The organism is Nocardia sp. NPDC087230 (assembly GCF_044744725.1).
Classification (GTDB): domain Bacteria; phylum Actinomycetota; class Actinomycetes; order Mycobacteriales; family Mycobacteriaceae; genus Nocardia; species Nocardia canadensis.
Window position 1 is genome coordinate 188,350 of record NZ_JBIUYV010000009.1, and the last position, 22,930, is coordinate 211,279.

General features: G+C 70.8%; 19 protein-coding genes. 11 read left to right on the forward strand and 8 right to left on the reverse strand.

Going from position 1 to position 22,930, the window contains the following annotated elements:
• The first annotated feature begins 7 nt into the window (after positions 1-7).
• The gene (ileS, locus tag ACIO52_RS26430; RefSeq protein WP_218721090.1) at positions 8-3,139 is read left to right on the forward strand and encodes an isoleucine--tRNA ligase; all 3,132 of its coding nucleotides are present in this window, start codon (positions 8-10) and stop codon (positions 3,137-3,139) included.
• Between the two features lie 305 nt (positions 3,140-3,444).
• Positions 3,445-3,954, forward strand: coding sequence for an NlpC/P60 family protein (locus ACIO52_RS26435; protein ID WP_255588518.1), 510 nt, complete (start codon positions 3,445-3,447; stop codon positions 3,952-3,954).
• 3 nt (positions 3,955-3,957) lie between these two features.
• On the opposite strand, the gene ACIO52_RS26440 is transcribed toward ACIO52_RS26435, so the two are convergent.
• Positions 3,958-4,833, reverse strand: coding sequence for a UTP--glucose-1-phosphate uridylyltransferase (locus tag ACIO52_RS26440; RefSeq protein ID WP_218721091.1), 876 nt, complete (start codon positions 4,831-4,833; stop codon positions 3,958-3,960).
• A gap of 95 nt (positions 4,834-4,928) precedes the next feature.
• Here ACIO52_RS26440 and ACIO52_RS26445 point away from each other — a divergent pair, with 95 nt between their 5' ends.
• From ACIO52_RS26445 to ACIO52_RS26455, 3 genes are all read left to right on the forward strand, one after another.
• Entirely contained in the window at positions 4,929-6,323 is a 1,395-nt protein-coding gene (locus tag ACIO52_RS26445; RefSeq protein WP_218721092.1) for a DNA polymerase IV, read from the forward strand.
• A gap of 57 nt (positions 6,324-6,380) precedes the next feature.
• Complete coding sequence (locus tag ACIO52_RS26450; RefSeq protein ID WP_316573335.1) at positions 6,381-6,878, forward strand: hypothetical protein; 498 nt, start codon at positions 6,381-6,383, stop codon at positions 6,876-6,878.
• 129 nt (positions 6,879-7,007) lie between these two features.
• A complete protein-coding gene (locus ACIO52_RS26455) occupies positions 7,008-10,244 on the forward strand; it encodes an arabinosyltransferase domain-containing protein (protein ID WP_402647619.1) in 3,237 nt (1,078 codons plus the stop codon).
• A gap of 108 nt (positions 10,245-10,352) precedes the next feature.
• Here ACIO52_RS26455 and ACIO52_RS26460 read toward each other — a convergent pair whose 3' ends face one another.
• Positions 10,353-11,237, reverse strand: coding sequence for an ADP-ribosylglycohydrolase family protein (locus ACIO52_RS26460; RefSeq protein ID WP_402647712.1), 885 nt, complete (start codon positions 11,235-11,237; stop codon positions 10,353-10,355).
• 162 nt (positions 11,238-11,399) lie between these two features.
• Positions 11,400-12,323, reverse strand: coding sequence for an EamA family transporter RarD (gene rarD / locus ACIO52_RS26465; protein WP_218721095.1), 924 nt, complete (start codon positions 12,321-12,323; stop codon positions 11,400-11,402).
• Between the two features lie 35 nt (positions 12,324-12,358).
• On the opposite strand from rarD, the gene ACIO52_RS26470 reads away from it, so the two are divergent.
• Together ACIO52_RS26470 and ACIO52_RS26475 are read left to right on the forward strand one after the other, a co-directional pair.
• A complete protein-coding gene (locus ACIO52_RS26470) occupies positions 12,359-14,782 on the forward strand; it encodes a cation-translocating P-type ATPase (protein ID WP_402647623.1) in 2,424 nt (807 codons plus the stop codon).
• An 80-nt stretch (positions 14,783-14,862) separates the two neighbouring features.
• A complete protein-coding gene (locus tag ACIO52_RS26475) occupies positions 14,863-15,681 on the forward strand; it encodes a PhzF family phenazine biosynthesis protein (protein ID WP_218721097.1) in 819 nt (272 codons plus the stop codon).
• A 171-nt stretch (positions 15,682-15,852) separates the two neighbouring features.
• Here ACIO52_RS26475 and ACIO52_RS26480 read toward each other — a convergent pair whose 3' ends face one another.
• The 3 genes from ACIO52_RS26480 to lspA form a co-directional block, all read right to left on the reverse strand.
• Positions 15,853-16,488, reverse strand: coding sequence for a hypothetical protein (locus tag ACIO52_RS26480; protein ID WP_402647627.1), 636 nt, complete (start codon positions 16,486-16,488; stop codon positions 15,853-15,855).
• 88 nt (positions 16,489-16,576) lie between these two features.
• A complete protein-coding gene (locus ACIO52_RS26485; RefSeq protein WP_218721098.1) occupies positions 16,577-17,503 on the reverse strand; it encodes an RluA family pseudouridine synthase in 927 nt (308 codons plus the stop codon).
• Entirely contained in the window at positions 17,500-18,117 is a 618-nt protein-coding gene (lspA, locus tag ACIO52_RS26490; RefSeq protein WP_402647630.1) for a signal peptidase II, read from the reverse strand. Before lspA ends, ACIO52_RS26485 begins: the two co-directional genes overlap by 4 nt.
• 139 nt (positions 18,118-18,256) lie before the next feature.
• Here lspA and ACIO52_RS26495 point away from each other — a divergent pair, with 139 nt between their 5' ends.
• Positions 18,257-19,156: a hypothetical protein gene (locus ACIO52_RS26495; RefSeq protein WP_374104911.1), complete on the forward strand. Its 900-nt coding sequence runs from the start codon at positions 18,257-18,259 to the stop codon at positions 19,154-19,156.
• Positions 19,153-19,860: a hypothetical protein gene (locus tag ACIO52_RS26500; protein ID WP_402647633.1), complete on the forward strand. Its 708-nt coding sequence runs from the start codon at positions 19,153-19,155 to the stop codon at positions 19,858-19,860. Before ACIO52_RS26495 ends, ACIO52_RS26500 begins: the two co-directional genes overlap by 4 nt.
• 4 nt (positions 19,861-19,864) lie before the next feature.
• Here ACIO52_RS26500 and ACIO52_RS26505 read toward each other — a convergent pair whose 3' ends face one another.
• Positions 19,865-20,725 (reverse strand): LLM class F420-dependent oxidoreductase, encoded by an 861-nt coding sequence (locus ACIO52_RS26505; protein WP_218721102.1) that lies wholly within the window; start codon positions 20,723-20,725, stop codon positions 19,865-19,867.
• Between the two features lie 154 nt (positions 20,726-20,879).
• On the opposite strand from ACIO52_RS26505, the gene ACIO52_RS26510 reads away from it, so the two are divergent.
• The gene (locus ACIO52_RS26510; RefSeq protein WP_218721103.1) at positions 20,880-21,350 is read left to right on the forward strand and encodes a VOC family protein; all 471 of its coding nucleotides are present in this window, start codon (positions 20,880-20,882) and stop codon (positions 21,348-21,350) included.
• A gap of 8 nt (positions 21,351-21,358) precedes the next feature.
• On the opposite strand, the gene ACIO52_RS26515 is transcribed toward ACIO52_RS26510, so the two are convergent.
• A complete protein-coding gene (locus ACIO52_RS26515) occupies positions 21,359-21,778 on the reverse strand; it encodes a Rieske (2Fe-2S) protein (protein ID WP_218721104.1) in 420 nt (139 codons plus the stop codon).
• 174 nt (positions 21,779-21,952) lie between these two features.
• Between ACIO52_RS26515 and ACIO52_RS26520 the strand changes: the two genes are divergently transcribed.
• Positions 21,953-22,927: an NAD(P)-dependent alcohol dehydrogenase gene (locus tag ACIO52_RS26520; RefSeq protein ID WP_402647638.1), complete on the forward strand. Its 975-nt coding sequence runs from the start codon at positions 21,953-21,955 to the stop codon at positions 22,925-22,927.
• The last annotated feature ends 3 nt before the right edge of the window (positions 22,928-22,930 follow it).

Below are 22,930 nucleotides of genomic sequence, written 5' to 3' on the forward strand. Positions count from 1 at the left end.
ATCCGCGATGGCGGACGAGACAACCACCGGTGCGTACCCCCGGGTCGACTTCGGCGCCGGTTCCGGCGCGTCGTTCCCGGAACTCGAACAGCAGGTACTCGACTACTGGGCGCGCGACGACACCTTCCGCGCCAGCCTGGCCAACCGCGACGGGGCGGCCGAGTTCGTCTTCTACGACGGCCCGCCCTTCGCCAACGGCCTGCCGCACTACGGCCACCTGCTCACCGGCTACGTCAAGGACCTGATCCCGCGCTTCCAGACCATGCGCGGCAAGAAGGTCGACCGCCGCTTCGGCTGGGACACCCACGGCCTGCCCGCCGAGATCGAAGCCGAGAAGCAGCTCGGCATCACCGACAAGTCGCAGATCGACGAGATGGGGCTGGCCGAGTTCAACGCCGCCTGTAAGTCCTCGGTGCTGCGCTACACCGGCGAGTGGCGCGACTACGTGACCCGCCAGGCGCGCTGGGTCGACTTCGACAACGACTACAAGACCCTCGATCTCGACTTCATGGAGTCGGTGATGTGGGCGTTCAAGTCGCTCTACGACAAGGGCTTGATCTACCAGGGCTTCCGCGTGCTGCCCTACAGCTGGTACGAGCAGACGCCACTGTCGAACCAGGAGACCCGTCTCGACGACGCGTACAAGATGCGGCAGGACCCCGCGGTCACCGTCGACATGCAGCTCGTCGTCCCGGCCGAGCATCCCTTCGCGGCCCTCGACGGCGCCAACGCGCTGATCTGGACCACCACGCCGTGGACGCTGCCGTCCAACCTGGCGATCGCGGTGCACCCCGACGTGCGCTACGTGCACGTGCGCGGCGCCGACGGCAAGCGCTATGTGCTTGCCGCCGAACGGGTCTCGCACTACGCCCGCGAGCTCGGTGACGAGCCGGAGGTGCTCGGCGAGTACGACGGCGCCGCGCTGGCCGGGCTGTCCTACCGACCGCCGTTCGACTTCTTCCTCGGCCACCCGAACGCGCACCGCGTGCTCGAGGCCGACTACGTCACCACCGACTCCGGTACCGGCGTAGTCCACCTCGCGCCGGCCTTCGGTGAGGAGGACATGGACGTCGCCTCGGCGAACGGGATCGAGATCGTCCAGCCGCTGGACCCGGCAGGCAAGTTCACCTCGATGGTGCCGCCGTACGAGGGCCTGATGGTCTTCGACGCCAACCCGGTGATCATCAAGGATCTCAAGGCCGCCGGAAAGCTGTTACGGCACGAGACGATCGAGCACTCCTACCCGCACAGCTGGCGGTCCGGCCAGCCGCTGATCTATATGGCCGTGCCGTCCTGGTTCGTCGCGGTCACCAAGTTCCGCGACCGGATGGTCGAGCTGAACCAGCAGATCAGCTGGGTGCCCGAGCACATCCGCGACGGCCAGTTCGGCAAGTGGCTCGAGGGCGCGCGCGACTGGAACATCAGCCGTAACCGCTACTGGGGCAGCCCGATCCCGGTGTGGGTCTCCGACGACCCGGCCTACCCGCGCCTGGACGTCTACGGCTCGCTCGACGAGCTCGCCGCCGACTTCGGCGTGCGCCCGACCGACCTGCACCGGCCCTACATCGACGAACTGACCCGGCCGAATCCCGATGATCCGACCGGCAAGTCGACCATGCGCCGGGTGACGGAGGTGCTCGACTGCTGGTTCGAGTCGGGCTCGATGCCGTTCGCGCAGGTGCACTACCCGTTCGAGAACAAGGACTGGTTCGACAGCCACTTCCCGGGCGACTTCATCGTCGAGTACAACGGGCAGACCCGCGGCTGGTTCTACACACTGCACGTGCTCTCGACCGCGCTGTTCGACTCGCCGTCGTTCAAAACTGTTGCCGCGCACGGCATCGTGCTGGGCGACGACGGCCTGAAGATGTCGAAGTCGAAGGGCAACTACCCCGACGTCAACGAGGTCTTCGACCGCGACGGCTCCGACGCGATGCGCTGGTTCTTGATGAGCTCGCCGATCCTGCGGGGCGGCAACCTCATCGTCACCGAGCGCGGCATCCGCGAAGGCGTCAGCCACGCGTTGCGCCCGCTGTGGAACGCGTGGACCTTCCTGCAGCTCTACGCCTCGAAGCCCGGGGTGTGGCGCACGGATTCGCCGCACGTGCTCGACCGCTACATCCTGGCCAAGCTCGCGGTCACCCGGGACGTGATCACCGAGGCGCTCGAGACCTACGACATCGCCGGTGCCACCGACGAATTGCGCTCGTTCGCCGACGCGCTCACCAATTGGTATGTGCGCCGGTCGCGTTCGCGGTTCTGGTCCGAGGACCGTGACGCGGTGGACACGCTGCACACGGTGCTCGAGGTGGTCACCCGCCTGGCCGCGCCGCTGCTGCCGCTGATCAGCGAGGTGATCTGGCGTGGGCTCACCGGCGAGCGCTCGGTGCACCTGGCCGACTGGCCGACCGAGACCGAGCTGCCGCACGATCCCGAGCTCGTGGCCGCGATGGACGAGGTCCGGGTGGTCTGCTCCACCGTGCTGAGCCTGCGCAAGGCGCAGAACCTGCGGGTGCGGCTGCCACTGGCCGAGGTCACCATCGCCGCGGCCGACGCGGAGCGGCTCACGCCGTTCACCGAGTTGATCGCCGACGAGGTCAACGTCAAGAAGGTCGACCTGACCACCGACGTCGACGCGCACGGCCGCTTCGAGCTGGTCGTCAACGCGCGCGCCGCCGGGCCGCGGCTGGGCAAAGAGGTCCAGACGGTGATCAAGGCGGTCAAGGCGGGGCAGTGGAGCGAATCCGCCGAGGGTGTCGTCACCGCCGCCGGGATCACCCTGCTGCCCGAGGAGTACACCCAGCGTCTGGTGGCCGCCGAACCCGAGTCCACCGCCGCCCTGCCCGGCAATGCCGGTCTGGTGGTCCTGAACTCGGTGGTCACCGAGGAGTTGGAGGCCGAGGGCTGGGCCCGCGACCTCATCCGCGACCTGCAGGAGACCCGCAAGGCGCAGGGTCTCGAGGTGTCGGACCGGATCACCCTCACCCTGGAGGTCCCGGCCGAGCGGCTGGCGTGGGCGCGGACCCACCGCGATCTGATCGCCGGTGAAGTCCTCGCCACCACGCTCGATTTCGGCGCGACCGATGCCGAGGCCGCCGAACTCACCGGTGGGGTGAAGGCTCGGGTGCGCAAGGCCTGACCGGCGACAACGGCGGGGCGGGACCGGCTTTCGGTCCCGCCCCGTTCGTGTCCGCGCACCCGGCCGATGATAACGATGCTGACAATTTGCTGAATGTGTGTGACAGTCCGTCGATCGTCGAGCACAATCGAGGTGTTACTGCTGATGCGCATGGAACCGCTGAGGCGGCAGTAGCTGTGTGTTACGTCTGATCTCGTCCGAACACGGGTAGCTCGCCGGGTTCGCCCGATTCCGGGACGCCTGGCCCGGCGAGTTTCTCGCCACGCTCCGACGTCCGTAGGAACAGCGGGGAGGCGGAACAGCAAATGCGGCGAAAAGTCTTGCGACGGTTGGCCTTCGGGTTCGTCGCCACCACCATCACCACCCTCGTCCTCGCCGGGCCAGCCTGGTCGCAGACCGGCAGCGCGTCGGGCTCGGGCGGCTCCTCGTCCGGCAGCTCCAGTGGCTCCGGCGCGATCCCGTTACCCAGCGCGACCGGCATCGGCGCGCTCACCGCCGCTGCCACCCAGATCGGCAAGCCCTACGAGTGGGGCGCCATGGGGCCGCACGCGTGGGACTGCTCGGCCCTGGTGCAGTGGGCCTTCCGGCAGGTCGGGGTCAACCTGCCGCGCACCACCTGGGAACAGGCGAAGGTCGGCATGCCGGTGACCTTCCGCGGGCTCGCGCCCGGCGATGTCGTCATCCTCAACGGCGACGGCTCGCACGTCGGCATCTACGCGGGGATGGGCCAGATCCTCGACGCCCACGACTGGGGCGTTCCGGTGGGGCTGCATCCCCTGCGCGAATTCGACATCTTCACGATCCGGCGCTTCTGAGCCTCAGTCGACCAGCTGACGCAGCAGCGGCCCGTACTCCGGGTGGGCGAGCGCGGAGGCGAACTGGGCGACCAGGTAGTCGGCCGGATTGCCGGTGTCGTACCAGCGACCCTGGATGACCTGGCCGTACACCGCGTGGTTGGCGGCGTAGTTGTTGATCGCGTCGGTGAGGTACACCTCGCCGGTCTGGTGGGTGTACCAGTTCTCGGTCTGGGTCTGCAACTCCTCGATGATGCCCGGGGTCACCACGTACCCGCCGATGGCCGCGTACGCCGAGGGGGCGTCCTCGGGCTTGGGCTTCTCCATCAGGCCGGAGATGCGCAGCAGCCCGTCGTCGAGGTCCTCGCGGACCACCGGGACGCCGTAGCGCTGCGACTCGCCCGGCGCCATCGGCAGCAGCGCCAGCACCGGGCAGCCGGTGGACTCGTAGGCGGTGATGAGCTGCTGGGCGCGCGGCACCTCGGCGACGAACACGTCGTCGGGCCACAGCACCAGCATCGGCTCGTCACCGAGATTGCGGGCGGCGTTGAGGACCGGCGTGCCGTTGCCGTACGGACCGTGCTGGTCGAGGTAGGTGATGTGGCCTGCGCGCGAGAGCTCACCGACTTCCTCGACCGCGTCGGCGTAGGCGGACTTGCCGTCGGCGCGCAACTGCGCGACCAGCGCCGGGTTGGGGCGGAAGTGGTCCTGGATCAGCGACTTGCCGCTGCTCACGACGATGGTGATGTCGGTGATCCCGGAGGAGACCAGTTCACGGACGGTGTGCTCGATGACCGGCTTGTCGCCGACCGGCAGCATCTCCTTCGGCGTCGCCTTGGTCAGCGGAAGCAGCCGGGAGCCGATTCCCGCAGCCGGAATGACAGCCTTGCGGATCTTCATCCACCGATCATCACATATCCGACTGGGTGATCGCTGTGCCACGGCTGTCAACCGGCGGGGGAAAATGTGTCGGCCGCGCCGCGTAGATTGCGGGCGTGAGCACCGACGCCAACACCGCAGGCGCCCCGGCCAGGGCAGATGCGGCGGTCACCGCCCGCCGCTGGGTGCTGCACATCGATATGGACGCGTTCTTCGCCTCGGTCGAACAACTCACCCGCCCGACTCTGCGCGGCAGGCCGGTGCTCGTCGGCGGCGCGGGTCAGCGCGGGGTGGTCGCCGGAGCCAGCTACGAGGCACGGGTCTACGGCGCGCGCTCGGCCATGCCGATGCATCAGGCCCGGCGGTTGATCGGAGTGTCGGCGGTGGTGGTGCCGCCGCGCGGCGCGGTGTACTCGGTGCTCAGCGCCGCGGTGTTCGACACGCTGCGCGGCCGGATCCCGGTGCTGGAGACGCTGTCGTTCGACGAGGCGTTCGCCGAACCCGCCGAGCTGGCGGGCGCGAGTGTGGCCGAGGTCGAGCAGTACTGCGCCATGCTGCGCGCGCTGGTCACCGCGCGGACCGGGCTCACCGCCTCGATCGGCGCGGGAACCGGCAAGCAACTGGCCAAGATCGGCTCCGGCCTGGCCAAACCCGACGGCATGCGGGTGATCTCGCCCGCCGAACAGGGCGGGCTGCTGGCCGGGCTGCCGGTGCGCAAACTGTGGGGGATCGGCCCGGTCGCCGAGGGCCGGCTGCGCAGTCTCGGCATCGAGACGGTCGGTGCGTTCGCGGCGCTGCCGGAATCGGAGGCCGCCTCGATCCTGGGCGGCAGCATCGGCACGGCGCTGCACCGGCTCGCGCGCGGCATCGACGACCGCCCGGTCACCGAACGCGCCGAGGCCAAACAGATCAGCGCCGAGAACACCTACGAGCGCGACATCGTCACGCTGCCCGATCTGCGCGCGGCCATCACCGCCATGGCGGCGGCCGCGCACCGCAGACTCGACCGCGACGGCCGCGCCGCCCGCACCGTGGTGCTCAAACTCAAGAAGTCCGACATGAGCATCGTGACCAGGTCGTTCACCCTGCCCTATGCCACCGCCGACCTGACCACGCTGGCCGCGGCCGCGCAACGCTCGGCGATCGACCCGGCCGAACTCGGCCCGATCCGGCTCGTCGGCGTCGGCTACGGCGGGCTGTCGCTGGTCCGCCAGGAATCACTGTTCCCCGAACTGGATCAGGCCGTTCCCGAGGACTTCGGCGTCGACCAGGTCGAGGCGGCCGCACCGGCGGGCGAGCCCGTCGACAGCCCCGATCCGCTTGCGGGACAGTGGTTCCCCGGTATGGACGTGCGTCACCCCGACTTCGGCCACGGCTGGGTCCAGGGCGCGGGCTACGGCGTGGTGACGGTCCGATTCGAGACCAGCTCGACAGGTCCCGGCCCGGCGCGTACGTTTCCAGCCGACGATCAGGATCTGACGCGGGCAGATCCCCTCGACAGCCTCGCGTGAAGTAGCCTCGGCTACCGCGATGGAACCACTCCCACCTCGAACGCAAAGGACGAGCAGTTGAAGCTTCGTACGACCGGACGTGTCGCGATCGCCGGACTGGCCGTGGTCGCGGCCCTTGGCCTGAGCGCGTGCAGCGACGACAAGGGTGACAAGCCCGCCGCGAAGACCACCACCAGCGCCAAGGCTTCCGCCTCGGCTGCCGCGAACCTGCCCGCGGTGCCGACGGTCGAGCAGCTCAACGAGCAGCTGACCACGGCGTTGGATCCGTCGATCCCGAACGAGCAGAAGCTGGATTTCGTGCAGGGTGGTTCGGCGGATCCGGAGTTGCCGAACCGGTTGGCGCAGGCGGCCAAGGATGCCAATGTGCAGGTGCAGGTCACGGAGGTGACCTCGTTCGGTGACAGTGTGAACGCGAAGGCGAATTTCACGCTCAACGGTCAGACCAATGTGGTGGATGTGCCGTTCGTGGCCGAGGACGGTAAGTGGAAGGTCCAGAAGACCTGGGCGTGCGGGATGCTGACCAATCTGGGGCAGCAGTCGGTCGCCTGCGCCTGATTCTCCTGCCGCGAACCCCGGCCCCGCTGTCGTCGCGGCCGGGGTTCGCGCATTCGGTGACCCTGCTGGATCGCGTGTGACCAGCACGTGTTTCGCGAGCCGTCGACGGCGCCGCTACTATCGGGCCCCGTGGTAGAGACGATCGTGCGGCCGGGGCATCCGCCCGAGGATGTTTCGGACTCCGCGCGACGGGCCCGGCCCGACCGCTGGGTCCGCGTCGTCGCGATCGTCGCCGCGCTGGTCGGCGTGCTGAGCGCGATCGCCATCCCGTTCCTGCCGGTCCGGGTCGACACCGCGACGGTCGCCTGGCCGCAGCGCGGCGCGACCACCTCGATCGAATCCCCGCTGGTCGCCTACGCGCCCGCCGAGCTGACCGCCACCGTGCCGTGCGCGGCGCTGAGCGCGCTCGCCGAGACCGGCGGCGTCGCGGTGTCGACGATCCCGCACCAGTCCGCCGACAGGGAGAAGTACGGCTTCGTCGTCAAAGTCGTCGCCGACACACCCGAACGCGCGGGTCGCGTCGACGTGGTCTCCCGGTCCACGCTGCTGTGGACGGTGCCGCTGGCCGAGGTCCTGGGCAGCGGCTGCGCGATCTCGGTCGCCCTCACCCCGCAGCAAGCCGCGGTCACCGCGACCGGTCTCGGCGCGTCCGGGGTGGTGCTGCCCACCGACCTGCGTCCCCAGGTGGTCGGCGTCTTCAGCGAGCTGACCGGCGCGCCGCCCGCGGGCCTGGACGTGCGGGTGGTGGCCGATGCGCGCTACATCACCTCGCCGACCTGGATCAAGCTCGGCGTGATCGTGCTGTGCCTGCTCGCGACCGCGCTCTCGCTGTTCGCCCTGCACCGCCTCGACGCGCTCGACGGCCGCGCGGCCCGCCGGTTCCTGCCGCAGCGCTGGTGGCGCCTGCGGCCGGTCGACTGGCTGGTGTTCGCGGTCCTGGTCGTCTGGCACTTCATCGGCGCCAACACCTCCGACGACGGCTACATCCTCGGCATGGCCAGGGGCGCGCGCTCCTCGGGCACCATGTCGAACTACTACCGCTGGTTCAGCGTCGACGAGGGGCCGTTCTACACGCCCTACACCGACATCATCGGCTGGATCACCCACCTTTCCGCGGTCAGCCCGCTGGTGCGGCTGCCCGCGCTCGGCGCCGGCCTGCTGACCTGGTGGCTGATCAGCCGCGAGGTGCTGCCCCGGCTCGGGACGGCCGTGCGCCGTCAGCGGGCCGCGACCTGGACCGCGGCGCTGGTGTTCCTGGCGTTCTGGCTGCCCTACAACAACGGCCTGCGCGCGGAGTTCGTCGTCGCGCTGGGTGTGCTGGTCACCTGGGTCTCGGTCGAGCGGGCCATCGCGACCCGGCGGCTGCTGCCGTTCGCGGTCGCGGTGATCGTCGCGGCGTTCACGCTGACCGGCGCGCCGTCGGGGCTGATCTGCCTGGGCGCGCTGGTGGCCGGTGCCCGCGTCGTCACCGCGGTGATCGTGCGGCGGGCCAAGACGGTGGGCTATCTCGCGCAGCTGCTGCCGATCCTGGCGGCGGGCACGCTGGTGCTGACCGTCGTGTTCGCCGACCGGACCCTGGCCGGCGTGCGGGAGATGTTCGAGGTGCACGGCAAGATCGGGCCGGGGGAGTCCTGGTTCTTCGAGTTCCTGCGCTACCAGTACCTGTTGCAGCTCAACGCCGACGGCTGGCTGACCCGCCGTTTCGGGGTCTTCGCGATGCTGCTCGGGCTGATCGTCTGCGCGGCCACCATGTTGCGCCGGGGTGGGCACATTCCCGGCACGGCGGTCGGCCCGACCCGCAGGCTGCTCGGCATCACCCTCGCCGCCATGGTGCTGATGATGTTCTCGCCGACCAAGTGGACCCATCAGTTCGGCGTTTTCGCCGGCCTGGCGACCTGTGTCGCCGCGGTGACCGCGGTGGCGGTGAGCCCGGCCGTGCTGCGGCCGCTGCGCAACCGCGCGCTGTTCGCCGCGGCCGTCTTCTTCGCGCTGTCGATGACCTTCGTCGGCGCCAACGGCTACTGGTACGTCTCGTCGTGGGGCATCCCGTGGTGGGACAAGCCGCCGAGCATCGCCGGCTACGGCATCTCGACCGCGTTCGTCGGGCTGACCGTGCTGTGCCTGGCCGCCGCAGCCTGGTTCCACATCCATCCGAGCCCGTCCACCCGGTCGTGGCCGCTGGCACGGGTCCCGGTGCTGGCAGTGGTCGCCGCGATGATGGTGCTGTTCGAGGTGGCCTCCTTCGCGAAGGCGACCCTGGCGCAGTACCCGGCATACTCGCTGGCCGGGTCGAACCTCGAGGCCGCCTTCGGCGGCGGCTGCGGCATGGCCGACGAGGTACTCGTCGAGACCGACCCGAACGCGTCGATGCTCGCGCCGCTGACCGGCGACATGGCGACCGCCCTGGCCGGTGACTCGACCGGGTTCCGGCCCGACGGCGTGGCCCCGGTCCTCACCTCCGACGAGGTGGAATCGACCACGGGCCAGGCGAATTCGGTCTCCGACGACCCCGACAAGCTGCGCGACGCCTCGACCTCGGCGGGCTCGGAGTCCCGGCAGGGCTCGCTGGCCCTGCCGTTCGGCCTCGACCCGGCGACCACGCCCGTGCTCGGCAGCTACCGCGCCGGTACGCAGGAGCCCGCGGCGCTGACCACCGGCTGGTTCCGCCTGCCGGAGGGTCCGCGTGGCCCGTTGCTCGCGGTGTCGGTAGCGGGCCGGATCCGCTCGGTCGACGCCGACGGCATCGTGCATCCCGGCCAGGAACTGGCCGTCGAATACGGCACCGCGGCCGCCGACGGCACCGTCGCGGTGACCGGTCGGGTCGCGCCGATCGACATCGGTCCCGCGCCCATGTGGCGCAACCTGCGCGTCCCGCTCGACCAGCTGCCCGCCGACACGAGCGTGGTCCGCTTGGTCGCGCAGGACAAGGATCTGGGCCCCGATCAGTGGCTGGCGGTGACCCCGCCGCGGATGCCGCAGACCACCACGCTCAACGCCCTGGTCGGCAGCCGGACCCCGGTGCTGCTGGATTGGGCTGTGGGCCTGCACTTCCCGTGCCAGAACCACCTGCCGACCTACAACGGCATCGCGGAGCTGCCCACCTATCGCATCCTGCCCGACCGCAACGGCGCCACGATCACCAACCTGTGGCAGGGCCACGACGGCGGCGGGCCGCTCGGCTGGACCCAGCTGCTGTTCACCGGCCGCACCCTGCCGACCTATCTGAACAACGACTGGGACCGGGACTGGGGTTCGATCGAGCAGTACCTGCCGCTGGACACCACCGCGGTCCCCGCGCGACCGCAGGTCGACTCCGAGAACCGCTGGGGGACCTGGACTCCCGGCCCGATCATCACCGCCTGGTAGCCGGTACTCCGGCGCGGAAATCCGTCCGCGCCGGGTGCGGTGGTCGGGGTGCCGTCGGCGGCAGGTGGGCGGCGGCGCCTGCGCGGGAGCGTTGGCGCCGCGTCTTCCTCAGCGGGAGTGGGCGGCGATGCGCTGGGCCAGATCCGGCAGATCGGCGCCGGTCAGGCCGGGATAACCGTGCAGGAGCGCCCGCCAGCGCGCCGGGACCGCGGACGCGCCCCAGCGAGCGCCGAGCAGACCACCGGCGATGGCGGCGGTGGTGTCGGTGTCGTTGCCGGCGCGCACACAGGCTTCCAGCGCGCGCGGCAGATGCTCGGGGGTCGACTGGTCGGTGGTGGTGATGGCCCACCACGCCGTCTGCAGGGCGTGCACCACCCAGCCGTTGTTCGGGAAGTCGGCCGGGGTGCCCTTCTCCGCTTCGTCGAGGCGGTCGTGCCAGTACTCGGATTGCCGTGAACCGCCGACGTATTCGCGCACGCCCTCGAAATCGGCGTGCAGCACCGCGTGCCGCACGGCGTAGGTCCAGATCTTGCACGCCTCGACGGCGTGCTCGTCGTGGTGCGTCAGCATGCCGATCCGGCCCGCCGCCGCGACGCAGGCCGCGGCATCGTCGAGATAGGCCAGCGCGACCGGCGCGGTCCGCATGAGCGAGCCGTTGCCGCCGGTGCGGCCCGACAGCGACATCGCCACCGCCTGCATGCTCAGCGCCGAGGACGGCCGGGCCGACAGCACGGTGCGGGTCTGGTTCCCGATATCGGGCGGCACGGAGTCGTACCAGGCGAGGAAACCCGCCGCGACCGCGTCCAGATCGATCCCCGGACCGTTCACCGCCGCCAGTACGATCGCCAGCGCCATCGAGGTGTCGTCGGTCCACTCGCCCGGCGCCCAGTGGAACGGCCCGCCCCCGACCATGTCGATCACCGCCCCCGGCCCCGGCACCGTGAACTCGTAGCCGGCCCCCAGCGCGTCCCCCGCGGCCCCGCCGACGAGCACCCCCGCCACCCGATCAGAGAACCCCGCATCATGCACAGAAACCCACCCCTCTCGGGCGCCCGCTCTCCGTGTGTCCAGCTGTCGAGCCTACCGGTCGGGATGTGCGACACACCCAGCTTTCGCCCTCCGGCGCGCCCGTGTCGGGCGGCGGATTCGGCCCGGTCAGGGCGTGGTGACCTGGTCGACGGGAGCCGGGGCCGGGGTCGCGCGCCGGGCGCGTCGGTTGCGACGCAGCGCGTCGGTGGTGAACACGGCCAGGGCGGCCCAGATGAGCGCGAACCCGGCCCAGCGGGAGGCGGGCATCGGCTCGTGCATGACCGCGACGCCCCAGGCCATCTGGAGGGCGGGGGTGAGGTACTGGAGGATGCCCATCGTCGAGAGCGGGACGCGCTGGGCGGCGACCGCGAACAACAGCAGCGGGATCAGCGTGACCGGCCCGGTGGCCAGCATCAGGCCGAAATGGGCCGGGGTGGAGGTGAATTCGCTGCGGCCGGTGGCCATCAGCGCGATCAGGAAGGCCAGGGCGAACGGCACGGCGACGATGCCCTCGGCGGCGATACCGCGCAGCGCGTCGAGCGTGATCACCTTCTTGACCAGACCGTAGGTGGCGAACGAGCAGGCCAGGACCAGCGCGATCACCGGCGGCCTGCCGTAGTCGACGGTGAGCACCACCACGGCCAGCGCGCCGAGGCCCAGCGCCAGCCACTGCGCGCGGGTGAGCCGTTCCCGGAACAGCACCACGCCGAAGGCGACGGTGACGAGCGGATTGATGAAGTACCCCAGCGCGCACTCCACGACATGCCCGGAATTCACGCCGTACACATAGGTGCCCCAGTTGATCGCGATGGCCGCCGAGGCCGCCGCCGCCAGCCGCCAGGTCCGCGCGTCGATCCCGCGCATCTGCCGCAGCCGTCCGGTCAGCGCGAGCACGATCAACACCACGACCAGCGTCCAGATGATGCGCTGGGCCACCACCTCGGCCGCCGAGGCGAACGCCAGCAACCCGAAGAACGCGGGGAACATGCCCCAGATCAGATAGGCGCCGGCGCCGAAGACGACACCGGGCGGAGAGGGGCTGCGCTGCATTCATCCCATGTTACGACTGACGTAGCCTGACGAGCATGTCCATTTCCGTGCAGGAGCCCGCGGCGACGGGGCTCACCGCAGCACAGGTCGAGGAAAGACGCCGCGACGGGCGCACCAACGATGTCCCGGCCAGAGCGAGCCGGTCCGTGCGCGAGATCGTGCGGGCGAACGTCTTCACCCGCATCAATGCCATTCTGGGCGTGCTGTTCCTGCTGGTGCTGTCCACCGGCTCGATCATCGACGGCATGTTCGGCCTGCTCATCGTGGCCAACAGCGCGGTCGGCATCATCCAGGAGATCCGGGCCAAACGGACTCTGGATCAGCTCGCGATCGTCAGCCAGGCCAAGCCGACGGTGCGCCGCGACGGCGTCGCCCACGAGGTAGCCCCCGGCGAGGTGGTCCTCGACGACCTGATCGAGCTGGGTCCGGGTGACCAGATCGTCGTCGACGGCGAGATCGAGGAAGCCGCCGCCCTCGAGGTGGACGAATCGCTGCTCACCGGTGAGGCCGACCCGATCGACAAGGGCGTGGGCGCCCCGGTGATGTCGGGCAGCTTCGTGGTGTCGGGCTCGGGCGCCTACCGCGCGACCAAGGTCGGCAGGGACGCCTACGCGGCCAAGCTGGCCGAGGAGGCCAGCAAGTTCACCCTGGTGCACTCGGAACTGCGCTCCGGCATCGACAAGATCCTCAAGTTCATCACCTACCTGCTGATCCCGGCGGGCGCGCTGAGCATCTACAACCAGCTGGTCTCCAGCAAGGAGTCCTGGCGACCCGCCGTGACCGGCATGGTCGCCGCGCTGGTGCCGATGGTCCCCGAGGGGCTGGTCCTGATGACCTCCATCGCGTTCGCGGTGGGCGTGGTGCGTCTGGGCAAGCGCAACTGCCTGGTGCAGGAGCTGCCCGCGATCGAGGGCCTGGCCCGCGTCGACGTGGTGTGCGCGGACAAGACCGGCACCCTGACCGAGAACGGCATGCGCCTGTCGCAGATCGAACCGCTCGGCGCCTTCGACGAGGACCAGGTCCGGCAGGTGCTGGCCGCCCTGGCCGGCGACGATCCGCGCCCGAACGCGAGCGTGCAGGCGATCGCCGAGGCCTTCCCCGACTCGCCGGACTGGTCGCAGACCGCCGTCGCCCCGTTCTCCTCGGCCAAGAAGTGGAGCGGCATCTCCTATGGCGCCCACGGTGATTGGCTGCTCGGCGCACCCGACGTGCTGCTCGATCCCGCCTCTGCCGACGCCGAGCGGGCCGAAGACCTCGGCTCCTCGGGCCTGCGGGTGCTACTGCTGGCCCGCTCCGACCGCCCGGTCGACGCCGACGACGCCCCCGGCCGGGTCGAACCCGCCGCGCTCGTCGTGCTCGAACAGCGGGTCCGCCCCGACGCCAAGGGCACGCTCGAATACTTCGCGAGCCAGCATGTCTCGATCAAGGTGATCTCCGGCGACAACGCCGTCTCGGTCGGCGCGGTCGCCTCCTCGCTGGACCTGCCCGGCGGCGACCACGCGGTCGACGCGCGCTCGCTGCCCGAGGACCGCGACGAGCTCGCCGACGTCCTCGAGCGCGACACCACCTTCGGCCGTGTCCGCCCGGATCAGAAGCGCGCCATGGTCGGTGCGCTGCAGTCGCGCGGGCACACCGTCGCCATGACCGGTGACGGCGTCAACGACGTGCTCGCCCTCAAGGACGCCGATATCGGCGTCGCGATGGGCGCGGGCAGCCCGGCCACGCGCGCGGTGGCCCAGATCGTGTTGCTGGACAACAAGTTCGCGACCCTGCCCTATGTGGTGGGCGAGGGCCGCCGGGTGATCGGCAATATCGAACGGGTCTCGAACCTGTTCCTCACCAAGACCGTGTACTCGGTGCTGCTGGCGTTCCTGGTCGGCCTGGCCGGTGTCGGGTCGCAGATCTTCGGCTACGACCCGATCGGCTATCCGTTCCTGCCGCGCCACGTCACCATCGCGGCCTGGTTCACCATCGGCATCCCGGCGTTCATCCTGTCGCTGGCGCCCAACAACGAGCGCGCCCGCACCGGGTTCGTCGGCCGGGTCATGCGCCTGGCGGTGCCCTCGGGCGTGGTGATCGGCGTCGCGACGTTCGTGTCCTACCTCATCGCCTACGCCGGGCCGGAAGCCTCGGAGACACAGAAGATCCAGGCGGGCACCACCGCGCTGATCACCTTGATCATGATCGCGGTGTGGGTGCTGGCGCTGGTCGCGCGGCCTTACGTGTGGTGGAAGGTGGTGCTGATCGCCGCATCGGTGCTGGCCTACATCGCGCTGTTCACGATCCCGTTCACCCGCGAGTTCTTCAAGCTCGACCCGTCGAACCCGCGACTGACGCTGGCCGCGTTCGTCTGTGGCGCGGTGGGCATCGTGCTGGTGGAGCTGGCGTGGTGGGTGCAGGCGCGGCTGTCCGGCAACACCGGCAAGTTCGTTCCAGCGGTGGGCGCCCAGGGCGCCTGAGGCCGCGCTGACCAGGCCGGGTTTGCCTCGAGAACCCTTGCGCCGGACGCACATTCGGTGTTGGAGTACCTTTGCGCACTATGGAGGTATTGCTGCACCAGATCGACGCGTTCACCGACGCACCGTTCTCGGGCAACCCGGCCGCGGTCATGCCGCTGCCCCGCTGGCTGCCGGACACGCTGCTGCAACAGCTGGCCGAGGAGAACAACCTCGCCGAGACCGCGTTCTACACCTCCGAGTTACCCCCGGACGCCGGCGGCCCGCCCGGCGAATGGCCCGCCTTCCACCTGCGCTGGTTCACCCCGGCGGTCGAGGTGGACATGTGCGGGCACGCCACCCTCGCCTCGGCCACCCAGATCATCGAGGACCTGCATCCCGAGCACGATCGGGTCAGCTTCTACACCCGCTCGGGCTGGCTGCACGTCGACCGCACCGACGACGACGAGTACGTGCTGGATCTGCCCGCGCTCGCCTCGGTGCGCGTCGACCCCGACCCGGCTCTGATCGCGGCCCTCGGCGTCACCCCGCTGCACGCCTACACCGGCCAGGACGAGGTGATCGTCCTCGGCTCCGAGGACGAAGTCCGCTCCGCCACACCGAATCTCGGTGCGTTCCCGGCGCTGGCCCGCGGCGCGATCATCACCGCGCCCGGCACCGCCACCGACTTCGTCTCGCGGCTGTTCGCCCCCGGTGTCGGGGTCCCGGAGGATCCTGTCACCGGTTCGGCGCACGCCCAGCTGGTTCCGCTGTGGAGCCGCGAGCTGGGCCGCACGACGCTGACCGCGCGTCAGCTCTCCCGGCGCGGCGGGACACTGCGCGCCGAACTCGCCGACGACCGGGTGCTGCTGCTCGGGCGCTGCCGCCGCTACCTCGACGGTGTGGTCACCTTGCCCGAGTGAGTCGGGCCTCGCGGAGACGGCAGGTACCTTCGTGCCGCGAGATCCCGTCGAGGTTCGATCCAGGACAGCGCGGCGTCTCTCCCGTCGGGACGGCGCCGCCGGATCGGCCGGAGGGCCGCCGGATGACTCGGGACACGTGGTCCGCCACGGACTCCTCGCGCGGGCCGGGGACTACTCGGTGGGGACGGGGGCGTCGTCCGGAGTCGGTGTGATCACCCCGGTCGACTCCGGTAGCAGCGGCGCCACCGCGAAGCGGCCCGCGATCGCGTCGGCGGGCAGCGCCTGCACCGCGCGGACGCCGGGTCGTGTTGCCAGCACCCGTAATTCGGGCAGCGTGCCGCGCACGACCAGGCCTGCGGTGCACGCGCAGCCCGCGCGCAGCCTGGCCTCGGTGACCCGGGCGATATCGGCGCTGCGCTGATCACGGAACCGCTGGGCGGCCACCAGTCCCGCCGCCGCGTCGGCGGACTGCACCGCGGGTTCGGCACCGGCCGGTGTCGCGACGGTGATCACCGGTGTCTGCACCCGATCGATCGGGACGTGCTGGATCACGCCCGCGACGCGCAGGCCGTCGGCCGCGGCCGGGATCTGGGGCGCGGTCAGATAGTCGGTGAACGACACCAGCGCCCAGTGCGGGTCGGTGTCGGCGCCGTCGAGGGAGGCGCGGGCCTCGCGCAGATAGTCGTCGACCTGTTCGCCCTGCGCGGGACCGAGCCGATCGGTCGTCACGCCCGTCGACGGGCGCGGATTGAGGATGCCGAGCACGACGACGACCACGGCCAGCACCACGGCCGCGGCGATGGACACCGCCGTGCGCCCCGACAGTCGGCGATCCTCGGCGCTCCCGCGGTCGTCCGGCGCCGTGTCCGGCGCCGGTACGGACGACCGCGGGTCGTCAGGCATTGCGTAGTACGTCCAGTGCGCCGGCCAGGTCGGCCGGGTACTCGCTGGTGATCTCGAGCCAGCGACCGTCGGCGGGATGGTGGAAGCCCAGCTGACGCGCGTGCAGCCACTGCCGCTCCAGCCCGAGGCGCTTGGCCAGGGTCGGGTCGGCGCCGTAGGTCAGGTCACCGGCGCAGGGGTGGCGCACCGCGGAGAAGTGCACCCGGATCTGGTGGGTGCGTCCGGTCTCCAGATGGACGTCGAGCAGGCTGGCCGACTGGAACGCCTCGATCGTGTCGTAGTGGGTGACACTCGGCCTGCCGTCGCCGGTGACCGCGAACTTCCAGTCGTTGCCGCGCGCCCGCCCGATCGGCGCGTCGATCGTGCCGCTGCTCGGATCGGGATGTCCCTGCACCAGGGCATGGTATTGCTTGTCGACCGTGCGCTGCTTGAAGGCGCGCTTGAGCATCGTGTAGGCGTGCTCGGACTGGGCGACCACCATCACGCCGGAGGTGCCCACGTCCAGGCGGTGCACGATGCCCTGCCGTTCGTGCGCGCCCGAAGTGGAGATGCGGTAGCCCATCGCGGCCAGGCCGCCGACCACGGTCGGGCCGGTCCAGCCGACGCCGGTGTGCGCGGCCACGCCGATCGGCTTGTCCACCGCGACGATGTCGTCGTCGGCGTAGAGGATCTTCATCCCCTCCACGGGGGTGGCCTCCACCGTCAGCTCGCGCTTGGGTTCGGGGAACACCACTTCCAGCCACGCGCCCGCGGTCAGCCGGTCGGATTTGCCCGCGGCGACACCGTCGAGCTGCACCGAGCCCTCCTCGGCCAGCGCGGCGACCGCGGTGCGCGACAACCCGAGCAGCCGGGACAGTCCCGCGTCGACCCGCATCCCGTCCAGCCCGTCGGGCACGGGCATAGTCCTGGTTTCCCTCATGCGGTCTCCTCTTTTTGGTTGCGACCGCTGCGGGTGCCGTCCGGCTCGAACCCGAACACGGTGAGCGCGACGAGCAGGATGGCGCCGCACACGATGGCCGAGTCGGCCACGTTGAACACCGGCCACCAGCCGACGGCGACGAAATCGACGACGTGGCCCTGCAGCGGGCCGGGGTAACGGAAGATCCGGTCGACCAGGTTGCCCAGCGCGCCGCCGAGCACCATGCCCAGGCCGATCGCCCACCACAGCGACCGCAGCGTGCGCCCGATCCGGATGACGCCGACCACCACGGCCGCGGCGATCAGGGTCAGCAGCCAGGTCATGCCGGTCGCCATCGAGAACGCCGCACCCGGGTTGCGGACCAGGGTGAAGCGCGCGAAATCGCCGATGATCGGCACCGATTCGCCCGGATCGATGAAGGCGACGGCGAGGCACTTGGTCAGCAGGTCGAGGCCGAACAGCACGACGGCGATGATCAGCAGCGTCGTCAACCGGCGGCGACCAGCGGGTTCGTCCGTTCCGGTGGCCTCGGGCACGGTGTCGGGGGCCGGTGCCGCCGAGTCGTCGCCCGTCTCGGGAACGGCAGCGTTGTCGGATGGCCGGTCTTCACTCACGCGACCATCATTCCCTAATGGCGATCGGTGCTGCGCCGCGGTGCCCGGGAGTCCCAGCTGTTACTCAGGAAGCGGTCGTACGCTGATGGCTGTGACGGTGTTGTCTAGTTCTCGCTTACCCCGCGTCGCGCGTCCCGGGGTGTTACTCGTGGCGCTCGTGCTCGGGTTCGCGACCTTCGGCGCGGGGTGCGCCGACCGCTCGGCATCGCCCGCCGATGTCGAGGGCCTCGAGCCGCTGGGCATCGGTAAGGAAGTGACGGTGCCGATCACGGCGGCGGTCACCACCCTGGTGTCGGCCGGCGACGAGCCGCGCGATCTGCTGCGACCGCGCTACCCGGCGGGCACCACGCAGGAGGTGACACTGCGCACCGACTACCGGATTCAGCAGCAGGTCAACGATCAGCCCGCGCGCGATTTCTCGCCCGCCGCGCTGACCATCCCGATGACCGCCCGCGCGGGCACCGATGGGGTCGACCTCACCGTCGGCACCGTCACCACGCCCGACCCGGCCTTGAACAAGGCGTTCACCACGGCCGACGGCTCGCACGCCGGTCTGGAGATGAGCGACCTCGGCGCGATCACCGAACTGCGGCTCGCGCCGTCACCGGATACTCCCAACACCGCGCGCGCGGCCCTGGAGCAGGCCTTCTATCAGGCCGTGTACCGCTCGATCGCGTTCCCGGACGCGCCGGTGGGCGTCGGCGCGGTGTGGACGGTGCACCAGGAGATCACCGGCGGCGTCACCCTCGATCAGATCACCACCGCCACCCTGACCAGCCGCGACGGCGACCGGCTCACCATCGACCTGCAGGTGACGCAGACCCCGACCGACAAGGTCTGGATGCTGCCCAACAACGCGGGCTCGCTCGACATCGAGGGCTATGTCATGGAGGGCACCGGCACGATCACCGTCGATCTCGGTCTCCCGCTGCCGGTCTCGGGCGCCATCGACGTCGGCGGTCAGCAGACCTACCGCGACGCGCGCAGCGTGAGCACCCTCGTGCAGACCCAGTCCACGCGCGTCTCCTGGACCGAATGATGCGCTCGACCCTGCTGCGCGCGAGCGCGGCCGCCTCGGCCTGCGCGGCGCTCGCCGGGGTCGTCGGGTGCGCTTCCGACGACGAGCAGGCCGGGTCCTTCCCGTCCGCGGTCAGCGCGGCGCCGGGCAACGGCACGGTCGTGCGTGATCCCGCCCAGCTCGCCGCCGGCCTGCTGGCGGCCGAGGATCTGCCCGGCGACTTCAGCGTCGTCCCACCGCGCACGCCCGCCGGGGACACCGCGGCCGTCCCGCCCGCGGCGCCCACCGATCCGCCGGACTGCGGCAGGCTGCTCACCCCGATCGCCGAGCAGCGGCCCGGGTCGGCCGCCGCCGCCTCGGTCCAGTTCGCCGGGCCCAGCTATGCCACGATCGATATCGACGCCGCGAGCTATCCCGACGCGGCGCTGGCAGCCGCCTTCGACGCGCTCCAGGCGCAGCCGCGTCGCTGTGCCGCCTACACCGGCGACGACGCGGGCGTGCACATCGACTACCGCGCCGCCGGTCTCGACCAGCCACCCGCGGGCGACGCGAGTTCGGCCTTCACCCTGACCGCCGCCAGCGAAGGGCTGACGCTCACCTCGGCGACGGCCCTGGTGCAGGTCGGCAACACCCTGGTCCAGGTGGTGGTCACCGCACCGGAGACCGTCGACCCGGGAGTGCTCGCCGACCTCACCGCCGCGCAGGTCCGCAAACTGCGCGGCTGACTCGTCAGCTGGTGGCGGGCACCGGCGGTGCGATCTTGCCGCCGAGATGGGCGATGTAGCCACGCACCTCGTCGGCCGAGCGGTCCGGCATGCCGAAGACCACCTCGGTGACGCCGAGTTCTTCCCACTGCGCGAGCTGGGCGGCGTCGTAGCGCCCGGCGAGTGCGATCACGCGCGGGGTGCCCTCGCGACCGGCTTCCCGCCAGACCCGGTGCAGCAGTTCGATCTTCTCGCCGAGATCGCCCTCGGTCGGGGTGGTGATCCAGCCGTCGGCGTGCCGGGCCAGCCAGCCGAAGGACTTCTCGGTGCCGCCCGCGCCGAGCAGGACCGGGATCGTCGGGCTGGTCGGCTTCGGCCATGACCAGCTCGGCCCGAACCGCACGAACTCGCCGTCGAATTCGGCTTCCTCCTGCGACCAGATCGCGCGCATCGCGTCGAGGTGCTCGCGCAGCACGGTGCGCCGCTTCTGCGGCGGAACGCCGTGGTGGGCGAGTTCGTCGGTGTTCCAGCCGAATCCGACGCCGAGCTCGACCCGGCCGCCGGAGAGGTGGTCGAGCGAGGCGATGGTCTTGGCGAGGGTGATCGGATGATGCTCGGCGGGCAGCGCGACCGCCGTCGACAGCGTGATCCGCTCGGTCACCGCGGCCGCGGTCGCCAGCGCGACCCACGGATCGAGGGTGCGCAGGTAGCGGTCGTCGGGCAGCGAGGAGTCGCCGGTCTGCGGATGCGCCGCGGCCCGCACCACCGGGATGTGGGTGTGCTCGGGGACGTAGAACGCGTCGAAGCCGGCGTTCTCCGCCGCCAGCGCGGCATCGGCGGGCGTGATGCCCCGGTCACTGGTGAACAACACGAGCCCGTAGCGCATGTTCCGGCCCTCCGGATCAGACAACAAAACTGAAACAAGTTCTACCAGTCTTTCGGGCCGCTCGGAAGACCGCGCGCCCGACGGTCTTTCCCCGGCGGGACGAGGGGAATAGGCTCGAACGGTCCGAGCATCAAACGCGACACGGAGGTATCCGATGTCTGATGTTTCCCCCTTTCCCGCTGGTTATCCGCGTATCTGTCCCGGAATCTCGTGTGCGGGCGCCGCGGCCGCGATCGACTTCTACACCGCGGTCTTCGGCGCGACCGAGCGCATGCGGATGCCAGGTCCGGACGGCACCGTGGCGCACTGTGAACTCCTGATCGGCGACTCGGTGCTGATGGTCGGCGACCCGGCGCCGGAAATGGGTTTCCTCGACCCGACGGCGGTCGGCGGTTCGCCGGTCAACCTGATGGTCTACGTCCCCGACGCCGACGCCGCGTTCGCCGCCGCCCTCGGCGCGGGCGCCACCGAGATCAATCCGATGACCGACCAGTTCTACGGCGACCGCACCGGCGCCTTCGAAGACCCGTGGGGCCACCGCTGGACGGTGGCGACCCACATCGAAGACGTCACGCCCGAGGAGATGCAGCGCCGCATGGACGAGATGATGAACGCGGCGGGCTGACCCCGCCGTCAGGCCGGCACGATCGAATCACCCGACACCCGGACGGGTTTCGCCGGCAGCGGCGCCGTGGCAGGCCCCGCGGTGACGCTGCCGTCGAGCCCGAACCGGCTCCCGTGACACGGGCAGGCGATCGAGCCGTCGGCGACCGAGCCGACCCGGCAGCCCGCATGCGTGCACGTCGAGGACAACCCGACGAAGGTCCCCGCCGTCGGCTGTGTGATCACGGTGTCGCCCACGATCACCCCGCCGCCCACCGGCACATCGGCGGTCTTCGCCAACGCGCCCGTCGGCCCGCCCGCCGGGGCCTGTGCCCCCGCGGGCGCGCTCTCGTCCGTGCCCGCGCAGGCGGTCAGCGTGGCGGCCGCGGCGAGGACCCCCGCGCCGACGACGACGGTCCTGCGGTCGAGCTGGATCTCACTACTGGTCATCGTGGAACTCCGATCGGAACTGGCGAGGGGAGCCGGTGGCCGGGCGTTCCGACCGCTCCCTATCGGTTCAACGGGACCGGCGGGTCCCGGGTTCGACCTCGGGACCGGATCGGGGCCCCTTCTCCGGGAGTTCCCCGATGCGGCCGGGACGGGTGCGGGCCTACTGTCACGCTCGTGAAGGCGATCGTGCAGCAGGTATACGGATCTTCGGCGATGCTGGAGGTGGCCCGGGTCGAGCGGCCCGTAGCGGGGAACGGGCAGGTGCTGGTCCGGGTGCGCGCGGCGTCGCTGAACGCGCGGGACTGGCACATCATGCGAGGCGATCCGCGGATCGCGCGGTGGATGGACCGGTCGGTGTTCGGGCGGCGTGGGCCCGCGCAGCCGATTCCCGGCGGGGACTTCGCGGGGGTCGTCGAGTCGGTCGGGGCCGGGGTGACAGATCTGCGCCCGGGCGAGGAGGTGTACGGCGAGTCGATCAGCGGCGCGTTCGCCGAGTATCTGGCGGTCGACCGGTCGGTGGTCGCCGCCAAGCCCGCGGGACTGAGCTTCGCCGAGGCGGCGGCGGTGCCGTTGGCGGCCAATACCGCGCTCACCTGTCTGCGCCACGTCGCGGCCGGGGACCGCGTGCTGATCATCGGGGCCTCCGGTGGGGTCGGCACCTTCGCGGTGCAGCTCGCGCTCGCCGCGGGCGCCGAGGTCACCGGGGTGTGCAGCACCCGCAATGTCGAACTGATTCGCGGGCTCGGTGCCGCGCGGGTCGTCGACTACACCCGCGACCCGGTGCCCGGCCGCTACGACACCGTCCTCGACCTGGCCGGCAGCCGGCGCCTGCGCGAGCTGCTGCGCCTGGTCGAGCCGACCGGCACCCTGGTCCTGTCCGGCGGCGGAAACTACACCGGCGGTAGCCTTTTCGGCCCGATCGGGCTCATGGCCCGCGCCCAGCTGAGCCGACTGTTCGTGCGCCCCACGATCCGGGTGCCGATGGCGAACCAGAGCAGCGCGGCGCTCGACGAACTCCGTGACCTGATCGACACGGGCCGAATCCGTCCGATCATCGACCGCACCTACCCGCTCGACGAGGTCCCCGCCGCGATCCACTACCTGGAAACCGAGCACGCCAGGGCGAAGATCGCGATCACCGTCGGCTGACCG